Here is an 11576-nt window from a genome sequence, read left to right on the forward strand (position 1 = left end):
TTTGAACCGGCTTTCCGATGGGGAGTGAACCTCTCCCCTCGAGACACCGTCCTAGAGGGCGCAATGTCGCCGGATGCCCGAATCGGGCCCGGATTCAAGGTCTCTCGCAGAACTACGGGATGCGATGTCTGTCAGGATAGATGGGGAAATGTCGGGCGAGGTTCCGAGCCGATCAAGCCGGGCGCGGCGCATAGTCCGTGGCCCGCGCCCTGCGGCCGTCCCCGCTCTGGTCGGCAGGGCGTGCGCGGTCGTGGGCGTCCTGGACATTGCGGCGGGTGTCTTCCCGCGCTTCCGTCACAGCCGTATGCACGCCATGGCCGAGGTACTGCCCGGCTCGCTCGGACCGTTCGCCGCCGCGCTCTCGCTCAGCGTCGGCGTGCTGTTGCTGCTGCTCGCCCACGGGCTCAAGCGGCGCAAGCGGCGGGCGTGGCGGGCCGCGGTCGCGCTGCTGCCGGCCGGCGCGATCTCGCAGTTCGTGTACCGGCACTCGGTCATCGGCGCGCTGATCTCACTGGCCCTGTTCGTGCCGCTCGTGATCCACCGCGACGAGTTCAAGGCGCTGCCCGACCCGCGCAGCCGGTGGCGGGCGCTCACCAACTTCGTGCTCATGAGCGCCGGTTCGCTCGCCCTCGGCCTGGTCATCGTCAGCGCCCACCCCAAGCGCACCATCGGCGACCCGAGCCTGGCCGACCGCATCACCCACGTCCTGTACGGCCTGTTCGGCTTCGAGGGCCCCGTCGACTACGAGGGCTCCACCTCCTGGACGGTCGCCTTCTCGCTCGGCGCCCTCGGCCTGATCACCGCCGTCACCACCATCTACCTCGCCTTCCGCCCCGAACACCCCGCCGCCCACCTCACCGAGGAGGACGAGGCCCAGCTGCGCGCCCTCCTGGAGAAGCACGGCGCCCGCGACTCCCTCGGCCACTTCGCGCTCCGCCGCGACAAGGCGGTCGTCTTCTCCCCCAGCGGCAAGGCCGCGGTCACCTACCGCGTCGTCTCCGGCGTCATGCTCGCCAGCGGCGACCCGATCGGCGACGTCGAGGCCTGGCCCGGCGCCATCGAACGCTTCATGGACGAGGCCAAGGCCCACTCCTGGACCCCCGCCGTCATGGGCTGCTCGGAGACGGGCGGCGAGGTGTGGACCCGCGAGACCGGCCTGGACGCCCTCGAACTCGGCGACGAGGCGGTGGTGGACGTGGCGGATTTCTCGCTCGCCGGACGCGCGATGCGCAACGTGCGCCAGATGGTCAAGCGCATCGAGCGGGCCGGCTACGAAACCCGGGTACGGCGCATCCGTGACCTCGGCGAGGCCGAACTCGACCGCATCCGCCGGGCGGCGGAGGACTGGCGCGGCACCGACACCGAACGCGGCTTCTCCATGGCGCTGGGCCGCATCGGCGACCCCGCCGACGGCGACTGCCTCATCGCCACCGCCCACAAGACCGACGAACAGCCCGGCCAGTACGGCGACCTCAAGGCGATCCTGCACTTCGTGCCCTGGGGCACCGACGGCGTCTCGCTCGACCTGATGCGCCGCGACCGCTCCGCCGACCCCGGCATGAACGAACTGCTCATCGTGGCCGCCCTCCAGGCGGCCCCGAAGCTCGGCATCACCCGGATCTCGCTCAACTTCGCGATGTTCCGCTCGGCGCTCGCCCGCGGCGAGAAGATCGGCGCGGGACCGGTGCTGCGTGCCTGGCGCGGACTGCTCGTCTTCCTCTCCCGCTGGTTCCAGATCGAGTCCCTGTACAAGTTCAACGCCAAGTTCCAGCCCCGCTGGGAGCCGCGCTTCGTGGTCTACCGGGCCTCCGGCGACCTCCCGCGCATCGGCCTCGCCGCCATGCAGGCCGAGGGCTTCGTCAGCCTCGCCCTGCCGCTCCCCCGCTTCCTGCGCCGTCGGCCCGCCGCCGCCCGCCCGTGCGCCCACAGCGTCGCCGAACAGGGTGTACGCGCCGCCTGACCCCATGACCGGCCCGAGCGGGCGCCCCGCCCCCTCCGGCCCGGGGGCGCCGCTCGGGCCACCGGGGCTGGCCGCGGGGCCCTGGGCCTACGCTGAACGTATGAGCAACCACAGCGGACGTGGCCAGGTGACAGGGCTTCCGGCATGGGACCGGTGCGCGGTCATGGGGGTCGTGAACGTCACCCCCGACTCCTTCTCCGACGGCGGCCGCTGGTTCGACACGACGGCCGCCGTCAAGCACGGCCTCGTCCTCGTCACCGAGGGCGCCGACCTGGTCGACGTCGGCGGCGAGTCCACCCGCCCGGGCGCCACCCGCGTCGACGAGGACGAGGAACTGCGCCGGGTCATCCCCGTCGTCCGCGGCCTCGCCGCCGAAGGCGTCGTCGTCTCCGTCGACACCGTGCGCGCCTCCGTCGCCGCACAGGCCCTCGCCGCGGGCGCCGCCCTCGTCAACGACGTCAGCGGCGGCCTCGCCGATCCCGACATGATCCCCGTCGTCGCCGACTCCGGCGCCCCCTTCGTCGTCATGCACTGGCGCGGCTTCATGGAGGGCGGCGCCAACGTCAAGGGCGTGTACGGCGACGTCGTCACCGAGGTCCTCGACGAACTGCACGCGCGCGTGGACGCCGTCCTGGCCGGCGGCATCTCCCCCGACCGCATCGTGGTCGACCCCGGACTCGGCTTCTCCAAGAACTCCGAGCACGACCTGGCGCTGCTCGCCCACCTCGACCGGCTGCACGCCCTCGGCCACCCGCTGCTCGTCGCCGCCTCCCGCAAGCGGTTCCTCGGCCGGGTCCTGGCCGGCCCCGAGGGGGCGCCCCCGCCGGCCCGGGAGCGCGACGCGGCGACGGCCGCCGTCTCGGCGCTCGCGGCGCACGCCGGCGCATGGGCGGTGCGCGTGCACGAGGTACGCGCCACGGCGGACGCGGTACGGGTCGCGCGCGCCATGGAGGAGGCACGCACCGGAACGGACGCGCCGGGCGCACAAGCCACGCAGGCCACGGCGAACCTCCCCCACCGCGCAGAAGGAGCCCGGTGAGCGCCCCCCACACCGACGTCGAGCAGGTCGAGGCGGCCAACACCGCCTTCTACGAGGCACTGGAGAACGGCGACTTCGAGGCGGTCTCCGCCCTCTGGCTCACCCCTGCCGACCTGGGCGTCGACGAGGAGTACCACGACCCGGCCGACATCGGCGTGATCTCCTGCGTGCACCCGGGCTGGCCGGTGCTGACCGGCCGCGGCGAGGTCCTGCGGTCGTACGCGCTGATCATGGCGAACACCGACTACATCCAGTTCTTCCTCACCGACGTGCACGTCTCCGTCACCGGCGACACCGCCCTGGTGACCTGCACGGAGAACATCCTCAGCGGCGGTCCCGCCCCCGAGGGCGGCCAGGAGCTCGGCCCGCTGGTCGGACAGCTCGTCGTCGCCACGAACGTGTTCCGGCGCACCCGGGACGGCTGGAAGCTCTGGTCCCACCACGCCTCCCCGGTGCTGTCCGAGGCCGACGAGGACGAGGACGACGAGACGCCCTCCTGAGCACGCCACACCCTTCCGGACCCCTCACGGACCAAGAAGTGGCTGGAATCACGAACTCGCGAGTAGCCAGGGCCACCGGCCCATGAGCCGCCGGGTTCTCCGGGGGAAACACGCGATGAACCCTGTCGCGCCCGGGCGGCCCCCCGGGCCCTGTACCCCGGCTCTGTCAGTGCCCGCAGGTAGATTCATGGGTGGCCGGTCCGTCGCCCGCACGCGATGCCGCCCGGCCGCACACCGACGATTGCAGGAGTGATTCGCGTGGATCGTGTCGCGCTGCGCGGCCTGAGGGCCCGCGGGCACCACGGTGTCTTCCCCAAGGAGCGCGAGGAGGGCCAGACCTTCATCGTGGACCTCGTCCTTGGCCTGGACACCCGGCCGGCGGCGGCCGACGACGACCTGGCGAAGACCGTGCACTACGGCGTCGTGGCCGAGGAGGTCGTCGCCGTGGTCGAGGGGGAGCCGGTGAACCTGATCGAGACGCTCGCCGAGCGGATCGCCCAGGTCTGCCTCAAGCACGAGGGGGTAAGAGAGGTCGAGGTCCAGGTCCACAAGCCGGACGCGCCCATCACCGTCCCCTTCGACGACGTCACCGTCACCATCATCCGGAGCCGAGTATGACCGCATCCTCCCTGCGGGGTCCCAGCGACCCGACCGTCCAGCCGGTGCCCGCCTCCGTCGTGGCGCAGGTCGACGCCGCCGACACCACCCTGTCCAACCCCAGACGCGCCGTGGTCGCCCTCGGCTCGAACCTCGGCAACCGCCTGGAGACCCTCCAGGGCGCCATCGACGCGCTGGAGGACACCCCCGGCGTCCGCATCAAGGCCGTGTCACCGGTGTACGAGACGGAGCCGTGGGGCGTCGAGCCCGGCAGCCAGCCGACGTACTTCAACGCGGTCGTGGTCCTGAAGACCACCCTCCCGCCGTCCTCCCTGCTGGAGCGGGCACACGCCGTCGAGGAGGCGTTCAACCGGGTGCGGGACGAGCGCTGGGGGCCGCGCACCCTCGACGTCGACATCGTCGCGTACGCCGACGTCGTCTCCGACGACCCGCAGCTCACCCTCCCGCACCCGCGCGCCCACGAGCGTGCCTTCGTGCTCGCGCCCTGGTACGACATCGACCCCGAGGCCCTGGTGCCCGGCCGCGGCACAGTCGCGGAGCTGCTGGCCGCCGTCACCCGGCACGGTGTGGAAGCACGCGGGGACCTGGAACTCCGACTGCCCGAGTAGTCGTTAAGGTCGAGACGACCACATCGCTGCGGGGGAGCTGAAGGAAAACAGTGAAAGAGCTGCGGATCAGGGTGCTGGCCGGCGTCTTCGTGGTGGCCGGAGTGCTGTCCTGGGCGGGCGCCCGTCTGTGGAACGCGGTGGGGACCCTGCCGAGCGTGCCGGTGGCCGCCCCGATCGTCCTCGCGCTGATCGCCGTGGTCCTGCTCTCCACGGCGCTATCGCTGCGCGCCCGACTCAAGGCCCAGCGCGAGCGCCGCCCCGGCGCAAAGGGCGTCGACCCCCTGATGGCCGCCCGCGCGGTCGTCTTCGGTCAGGCCAGCGCCCTGGTCGCGGCCCTCGTCGCCGGCATGTACGGCGGCACGGGCGTCTTCCTCCTGGAGCTCCTCGACCTCCCCACCCGCCGCGACCAGGCCCTCTACGCGGCCTTCTCGGTCGTCGCCGGCATCGCCGTCATAGCGGCGGCCCTCTTCCTGGAACGCGTGTGCAAGCTCCCGGAGGACGAGGACGACAACCACAGCGGGGCCGAGCCGGTGGCGTGAGCCCCGCCGCTCCGCAGGGTCGTCAGCGCGCCAGTATCAGGCTCATCGCCTCGGCGCGGGTCGTGGCGTCCCTGAGCTGGCCGCGGACCGCCGACGTGGTCGTCTTGGCACCCGGCTTGCGGATACCGCGCACCGACATGCACATGTGTTCGGCCTCCACCACGACGATCACGCCTCGGGCCTCGAGGATCCGCATGAGGGAGTCCGCGACCTGCGTGGTCAGTCGCTCCTGCACCTGAAGACGGCGGGCGAACACCTCGACCAGGCGCGCGAGCTTCGACAGACCCGTGATCTTGCCGGTCTCCGCCGGGATGTAGCCGACATGGGCCACACCGTGGAACGGCAGCATGTGGTGTTCGCACAGGGACACGATCTCGATGTCCTTGACCAGGACCATCTCGTCGTGGCCGAGATCGAAGGTCGTCGTCAGGACCTCTTCCGGTTCCTGGTGGTTCCCGGCCAGCAGCTCGCGATAGGCCCGCGCCACCCGTGCCGGTGTCTCCCTGAGGCCTTCCCGGTCCGGGTCCTCGCCGACCGCGATGAGGAGTTCGCGTACGGCGTTCTCGGCGCGTTTCTCGTCGAACTCGCCGATGGTTCCCTCGCCGTCCAGGGTCACGGGGTCGGTCATCTGGGGTGCCTCGTTCCTTCGGGTCGGCGCGTGTGGGCCGCGCGCCTCATCTGCGGGCATACCGAAATGCCGCGCCCCCCAGGCTAGAACCTGGGGGGCGCGGCATCCATTCCGAGCCATGCGAGGCCGGTGTGACTCAGCTCTCGGGTCGGTCCTCGGGGGCCTTCTCGACCGCCGCGGCGGGCTCGGCCGCCGTGGACTTGGCGGTGCTGATCGCCGGCGTCGCGCCGTTCGCCCCGTTGGTCAGTGCGAGCTCCCTCGGGGAGAGCACCGGCGGGCGGGTGGACGGCGTACGGCGGGAGGAGCCGGTCCACGCGGGGCGCGCGGGCCGCTTGTGGAGCGCCGCGAAGATCTCGGCGATCTCCTCCTTGCCCAGGGTCTCCTTCTCCAGCAGCTGGAGAACGAGGTTGTCGAGGACGTCGCGGTTCTCGACCAGGATCTCCCAGGCCTCGTTGTGCGCGTTCTCGATGAGCTTCTTGACTTCCTCGTCCACCAGGGCGGCGACCTCTTCCGAGTAGTCGCGCTGGTGGGACATCTCACGGCCGAGGAAGGGCTCGGTGTTGTCGCCGCCGAACTTGATCGCGCCCAGACGCTCGGTCATGCCGTACTGCGTGACCATCGCGCGAGCGGTGGCCGTGGCCTTCTCGATGTCGTTGGCGGCGCCGGTGGTCGGGTCGTGGAAGACCAGTTCCTCGGCCGCGCGGCCGCCCAGCATGTAGGCCAGCTGGTCGAGCATCTCGTTGCGCGTGGTCGAGTACTTGTCCTCGTCCGGCAGGACCATCGTGTAGCCGAGGGCGCGGCCCCGGGACAGGATCGTGATCTTGTGGACCGGGTCGGAGTTGGGGGAAGCCGCCGCGACCAGGGCGTGGCCGCCCTCGTGGTACGCGGTGATCTTCTTCTCCTTGTCCGACATGATCCGGGTCCGCTTCTGCGGGCCCGCGACCACGCGGTCGATCGCCTCGTCGAGCATCTGGTTGTCGATGAGCTTGCGGTCGCTGCGGGCCGTGAGCAGCGCCGCCTCGTTCAGCACGTTCGACAGGTCCGCGCCGGTGAAGCCCGGCGTGCGGCGGGCGACCGCCGCGAGGTCGACGTCGGGCGCGACCGGCTTGCCCTTCTGGTGGACCTTGAGGATCTCCAGACGGCCCTGCAGGTCCGGCGGGTCGACCGCGATCTGGCGGTCGAAGCGGCCGGGGCGCAGCAGCGCCGGGTCGAGGATGTCGGGCCGGTTCGTCGCGGCGATGAGGATCACGCCGCCCTTGACGTCGAAGCCGTCCATCTCGACGAGCAGCTGGTTCAGGGTCTGCTCGCGCTCGTCGTGACCGCCGCCGAGGCCGGCGCCGCGGTGGCGGCCGACCGCATCGATCTCGTCGACGAAGACGATCGCCGGGGCGTTCGCCTTGGCCTGCTCGAAGAGGTCGCGGACTCGGGAGGCACCGACACCGACGAACATCTCGACGAAGTCGGAACCGGAGATCGAGTAGAAGGGGACCCCTGCCTCGCCGGCGACGGCGCGCGCGAGCAGCGTCTTGCCGGTGCCGGGACGGCCGTAGAGGAGCACGCCTTTGGGGATCTTGGCGCCGACCGCCTGGAACTTGGCCGGCTCCTGGAGGAACTCCTTGATCTCGTGGAGTTCCTCGACGGCCTCGTCGCAGCCCGCGACGTCCGAGAAGGTCGTCTTCGGGGTGTCCTTGGTGATGAGCTTCGCCTTGGACTTGCCGAAGTTCATGACCCGGGAGCCGCCGCCCTGCATCTGGTTCATCAGGAACAGGAAGACGACCACGATGAGGACGAAGGGCAGCAGGGAGAGCAGGACGCTGACGAACGCGTTCTGCTTGGTCGGCGCGACGGTGTAGCCGTCGGGGATCTGCTTGTCCTGGTACTTGGTCTGCAGCGTGTTGGCGATGGTGACGCCCTGGTCGCCGATGTAGCTCGCCTGGATCTTCGAGCTGCCGTCGACCTTCTCGCCGTTCTTGAGCGTGACCTTGATGGTCTGCTCGTCACCGGTGGTCAGCTTGGCCGATTCCACCTTGTTGTCATTGATCGCCGCCACGACCTGGCCGGTGTCCACCGTCTTGTAGCCGCCGGACGAGCCGACGACCTGCATCAACACGACCACGGCAAGGACGGCCAGCACGATCCACATGACCGGCCCACGGAAGTATCGCTTCACGTCCATCCATACGGAGCGATGTCGCCCCGTCCCTCCTGCCATAGTGAGTTTGATAAGACAGTTCTTCTGACGGTACCCCAGCATTGTCGCCCGAAGCCGTACGAAGCTGCTCGGACGACTGGTGAAACCCGTCTCTGCATGCTCCAACGGCGCGAAACCCGCTGGGGTTCCCGATCGTCTTACGTAAGTGGACCCTCCGGCGTATCAGCCGGGGGATCAGCCGCCGTAGACGTGAGGCGCGAGCGTACCGACGAACGGGAGGTTGCGGTACTTCTCGGCGTAGTCGAGGCCGTAGCCGACGACGAACTCGTTGGGGATGTCGAAGCCGACCCACTCGACGTCGATGGCGACCTTCGCCGCGTCCGGCTTGCGCAGCAGGGTGCAGATCTTCAGGGTCTCGGGCTCGCGGGAGCCGAGGTTGTTGATCAGCCAGGAGAGGGTCAGGCCCGAGTCGATGATGTCCTCGACGATCAGGACGTGCTTGCCCTTGATGTCGGTGTCGAGGTCCTTGAGGATCCGCACCACACCGGAGGACTGGGTGCCCGCGCCGTACGACGACACGGCCATCCAGTCCATGGTGACGGGGGTGGACAGCGCCCGGGCGAGGTCCGCCATGACCATCACGGCGCCCTTGAGGACACCGACGATGAGCAGGTCCTTGCCCGCGTACTCCGCGTCGATCTTCGCGGCCAGCTCGGCCAGCTTCGCGTCGATCTCTTCCTTGGTGATGAGCACCTGTTGGAGGTCGGCACCCATGTCTTTCGCGTCCACCCGCATCACTTTCGGTCGGTCGTCCCACCGGCCTACCCGGCCCTTCGGAGGAGCGCCGAGGAGCTCTCCGTGAGGTCGGGATTCAGCCTTGCCGAATCACCAGTCTGCCACCCTGACGCTGGGCGACGACTTTGCCGGGGAGATTGATGGCCCCCTGGCCGCGCCAGCCGGTGATCAGGCGGTCGACTTCCTCGATGTGCCGGGCGAACAGCGAACCGGCCGGTGCGCCCGCCTCGATGGCGGCCCGGCGCAGGATCCGGCGGCGGACCGCGGGGGGCAGGGCGTAGAGCTTGGCGCACTCCAGGAGGCCCGCCGCGTCCCGTACGGAGGCCTCGGCCTGGCTGGCCCAGGTGTCGAGGGCGTCGGCGTCGTCGCGGGAGAGCTGGGCGGTGCGGGCGAGCGCCTCGACGACGCCCTTGCCGAGGGCCTTCTCCAGGGCGGGCAGGCCCTCGTGGCGGAGCCGGGAGCGGGTGTAGGCCGGGTCCGCGTTGTGAGGATCGTCCCAAACGGGGAGGGCCTGGACCATGCAGGCCTTGCGGGCGGTCTGCCGGTCCAGCTGGAGGAACGGGCGCCGGTAACGGCCGCCGGCCCCCGAGACCGCGGCCATTCCGGACAGGGAGCGGATGCCGGAGCCGCGGGCGAGGCCGAGCAGGACGGTTTCGGCCTGGTCGTCTCTGGTGTGGCCGAGCAGGATCGCGGTGCCGCCGTGCCGTTCCAGGGCGGCGTCCAGGGCGGCGTAGCGGGCGTCGCGGGCGGCGGCTTCGGGTCCGCCGTCGCGGCCGACGGTCACGGTGATGGACTCGACCGGGTCGAGGCCCAGTTCGCGCAGGCGCAGGACGACCTCGTCGGCGCGCAGGTCGGAGCCGGGCTGCAGGCCGTGGTCGACGGTGATGCCGCCCGCGCGGATGCCGAGCTTGGGGGCTTCGAAGGCGAGGGCGGAGGCGAGCGCCATGGAGTCGGCGCCGCCGGAGCACGCGACGAGGACGAGCGGGGAGGGGGGCCGCTCGTTCGGTGTCTGCTCCGGGATCTCCGGGATGCCCGAGATCGCCTGGATGCCGCCGCCGGGGCGCGCGCGGCGCGCGCCAATGCGCCCGCCGACGCGTTCACCGGCGCGTTCACCGGTGGTACGGCTGTGGGGGCTGTGGCTGCTGTGGTCGGTGAGGATGTCGTGGAGGACGCGGCGGACCGCCAGGCGTATCGCCGCGACCGCAGGATGGGGACCCATGTCCGGTTCCCTTCATGAAATTCTTCGGGGGGTGAACCCGAGACCGGTCACTCAGAGTGTGTAGATGGTGACAGAAACGGGCCGTTCCCCGAGCATCGCACGCCTACCCATCGCTCACGGTCCCTCGGACGGGTGATTGGAGGGGCGTTCGCCTGCCGTCGGCCGGTTTCGGTTCACCACACATCCGCTGGTTCACGACTCGGCCTTGCGGTGCACCCGCGCGACCCAGTCCGCCGGTTTGGCGATCTCCGCCTTGGTCGGCAGGGTGTTCGGGGAGGTCCACACCCGGTTGAAGCCGTCCATGCCGACCTGGTCGACGACGGCCCGCACGAAGCGTTCGCCGTCCCGGTACTGACGGAGTTTGGCGTCCAGGCCGAGCAGCTTGCGCAGGGTCATGTCGAGCCGGGAGGCACCCTTGGCGCGCCGCTGTTGGAACTTCTCGCGGATCTCGGCGACGGTCGGCACTACGGCGGGTCCGACGCCGTCCATGACGAAGTCGGCGTGGCCCTCCAGGAGGGACATGACGGCGGTGAGCCGGCCGAGGATCTCGCGCTGGGCGGGGGTCTGCACCAGTTCGACGAACGACCGTCCGCCGTCGTCCTCCTCGGCCTCGGGGCGGCCGCCGGCGAGGGACTGGGCGGCGTCCCGGATGCGTTCGAGGACGGTCATCGGGTCGACGTCGGTCTCCGAGAGGAACGACTGGATCTCGCCCTCCAGATGGGCGCGCAGCCAGGGCACCGCCGTGAACTGGGTGCGGTGCGTCTCCTCGTGCAGGCACACCCACAGGCGGAAGTCGTGGGGCTGTACGTCGAGTTCGCGCTCCACGTGCACGATGTTCGGGGCGACGAGCAGCAGCCGGCCGCCGCCGTTCTCGTCCGCCGGGAGGTCGCGGGAGGAGGGGGCGAAGGTCTCGTACTGGCCGAGGACCCGGGACGACAGGAACGACAGGAGCATGCCGAGCTCCACGCCGGTGACCTTGCCGCCGACCGCGCCGAGGACCGCGCCGCCGGGGGTGCCGGCCCGCCGCTCCTGCATCTTGTCGAGCAACGGCTTGAGGAGCTCCCGGAACCCGGCGACGTTGGCCTTCACCCAGCCGGGGCGGTCCACCACCAGAACGGGGGTGTCGTGTACGTCGTCGGTCCTCATACGAGTGAAGCCCCGGACGTGTTCCTCCGAGGCCTTCGCGTGCCGCCGCAGCTCCGCGACGATGACCCGGGCCTCGTCGCGGCTCACCTCGGGCCCCGGCCGCACGAGCCGGGTCGCGGTCGCCACCGCGAGATTCCAGTCGACCATCCCAGAAGAAGCAGCGCCACCGATGCTCGTCATGCGTCAACCGTACGTTAACGCTCCCACTTGGGGCAGGCCGTGGAGGTTGGTGAGGTTGGTGTGACTTGTGTGGTGGGGCGGGGTTGGGGTGCTTGCGTCGGCAGGGGCGAGGTCATTTTTCGGGTGCCCCGCGCTGTCCGCCGTGCCCACCCGTTCCGCCGTGCGGAACGCCTGCCCTCGGCAGTTGAGAAG

At 70.6% G+C, this 11576-nt stretch carries 11 protein-coding genes; 6 read left to right on the forward strand and 5 right to left on the reverse strand.

The features are described 5' to 3' along the window. The first annotated feature begins 148 nt into the window (after positions 1–148). From ACFWPQ_RS44905 to ACFWPQ_RS44930, 6 genes are all read left to right on the forward strand, one after another. Positions 149–1960 carry a phosphatidylglycerol lysyltransferase domain-containing protein gene (locus ACFWPQ_RS44905; RefSeq protein WP_384048888.1) on the forward strand — a complete coding sequence of 604 codons (1812 nt, stop codon included), beginning with the start codon at positions 149–151 and terminating at the stop codon, positions 1958–1960. 100 nt (positions 1961–2060) lie between these two features. Further along, positions 2061–2999, forward strand: coding sequence for a dihydropteroate synthase (gene folP, locus ACFWPQ_RS44910; RefSeq protein ID WP_384048892.1), 939 nt, complete (start codon positions 2061–2063; stop codon positions 2997–2999). Then, positions 2996–3499: a nuclear transport factor 2 family protein gene (locus ACFWPQ_RS44915; protein WP_384048894.1), complete on the forward strand. Its 504-nt coding sequence runs from the start codon at positions 2996–2998 to the stop codon at positions 3497–3499. The genes folP and ACFWPQ_RS44915 overlap by 4 nt, the downstream gene beginning before the upstream one ends. Before the next feature lie 258 nt (positions 3500–3757). Next, positions 3758–4117 carry a dihydroneopterin aldolase gene (gene folB / locus ACFWPQ_RS44920; protein WP_384048897.1) on the forward strand — a complete coding sequence of 120 codons (360 nt, stop codon included), beginning with the start codon at positions 3758–3760 and terminating at the stop codon, positions 4115–4117. Next, positions 4114–4725, forward strand: coding sequence for a 2-amino-4-hydroxy-6-hydroxymethyldihydropteridine diphosphokinase (gene folK, locus ACFWPQ_RS44925; RefSeq protein ID WP_361285968.1), 612 nt, complete (start codon positions 4114–4116; stop codon positions 4723–4725). The genes folB and folK overlap by 4 nt, the downstream gene beginning before the upstream one ends. Before the next feature lie 50 nt (positions 4726–4775). Next, a complete protein-coding gene (locus ACFWPQ_RS44930; protein ID WP_384048900.1) occupies positions 4776–5264 on the forward strand; it encodes a DUF3180 domain-containing protein in 489 nt (162 codons plus the stop codon). Positions 5265–5286: 22 nt separating this feature from the next. Here the strand turns inward: ACFWPQ_RS44930 and folE are convergent, their stop codons facing one another. From folE to ACFWPQ_RS44955, 5 genes are all read right to left on the reverse strand, one after another. Continuing rightward, a complete protein-coding gene (folE, locus tag ACFWPQ_RS44935; protein ID WP_384048903.1) occupies positions 5287–5892 on the reverse strand; it encodes a GTP cyclohydrolase I FolE in 606 nt (201 codons plus the stop codon). 136 nt (positions 5893–6028) lie between these two features. Continuing rightward, positions 6029–8068, reverse strand: a complete 2040-nt coding sequence (ftsH, locus tag ACFWPQ_RS44940) for an ATP-dependent zinc metalloprotease FtsH (RefSeq protein WP_384048906.1) — start codon at positions 8066–8068, stop codon at positions 6029–6031. A gap of 210 nt (positions 8069–8278) precedes the next feature. Continuing rightward, a complete protein-coding gene (gene hpt, locus ACFWPQ_RS44945; RefSeq protein ID WP_046730905.1) occupies positions 8279–8839 on the reverse strand; it encodes a hypoxanthine phosphoribosyltransferase in 561 nt (186 codons plus the stop codon). A gap of 76 nt (positions 8840–8915) precedes the next feature. Next, positions 8916–10058 (reverse strand): tRNA lysidine(34) synthetase TilS, encoded by a 1143-nt coding sequence (gene tilS / locus ACFWPQ_RS44950; protein ID WP_384048909.1) that lies wholly within the window; start codon positions 10056–10058, stop codon positions 8916–8918. Between the two features lie 192 nt (positions 10059–10250). Further along, the gene (locus tag ACFWPQ_RS44955; RefSeq protein WP_384048912.1) at positions 10251–11384 is read right to left on the reverse strand and encodes a zinc-dependent metalloprotease; all 1134 of its coding nucleotides are present in this window, start codon (positions 11382–11384) and stop codon (positions 10251–10253) included. Positions 11385–11576 lie beyond the last annotated feature (192 nt).

This window comes from Streptomyces sp. NPDC058464, assembly GCF_042721035.1.
Taxonomy (GTDB): Bacteria; Actinomycetota; Actinomycetes; order Streptomycetales; family Streptomycetaceae; genus Streptomyces.

What these genes read in the sequence shown, in the direction of transcription:
- ACFWPQ_RS44905 (WP_384048888.1), top strand. Translation starts at nt 149, where the DNA reads ATGTCGGGCGAGGTTCCGAGCCGATCAAGCCGGGCGCGGCGCATAGTC.
- folP (WP_384048892.1), top strand. Translation starts at nt 2,061, where the DNA reads ATGAGCAACCACAGCGGACGTGGCCAGGTGACAGGGCTTCCGGCATGG.
- folK (WP_361285968.1), top strand. Translation starts at nt 4,114, where the DNA reads ATGACCGCATCCTCCCTGCGGGGTCCCAGCGACCCGACCGTCCAGCCG.
- folE (WP_384048903.1), bottom strand. Translation starts at nt 5,892, where the DNA reads ATGACCGACCCCGTGACCCTGGACGGCGAGGGAACCATCGGCGAGTTC.
- ftsH (WP_384048906.1), bottom strand. Translation starts at nt 8,068, where the DNA reads ATGGACGTGAAGCGATACTTCCGTGGGCCGGTCATGTGGATCGTGCTG.
- hpt (WP_046730905.1), bottom strand. Translation starts at nt 8,839, where the DNA reads ATGCGGGTGGACGCGAAAGACATGGGTGCCGACCTCCAACAGGTGCTC.
- tilS (WP_384048909.1), bottom strand. Translation starts at nt 10,058, where the DNA reads ATGGGTCCCCATCCTGCGGTCGCGGCGATACGCCTGGCGGTCCGCCGC.
- ACFWPQ_RS44955 (WP_384048912.1), bottom strand. Translation starts at nt 11,384, where the DNA reads ATGACGAGCATCGGTGGCGCTGCTTCTTCTGGGATGGTCGACTGGAAT.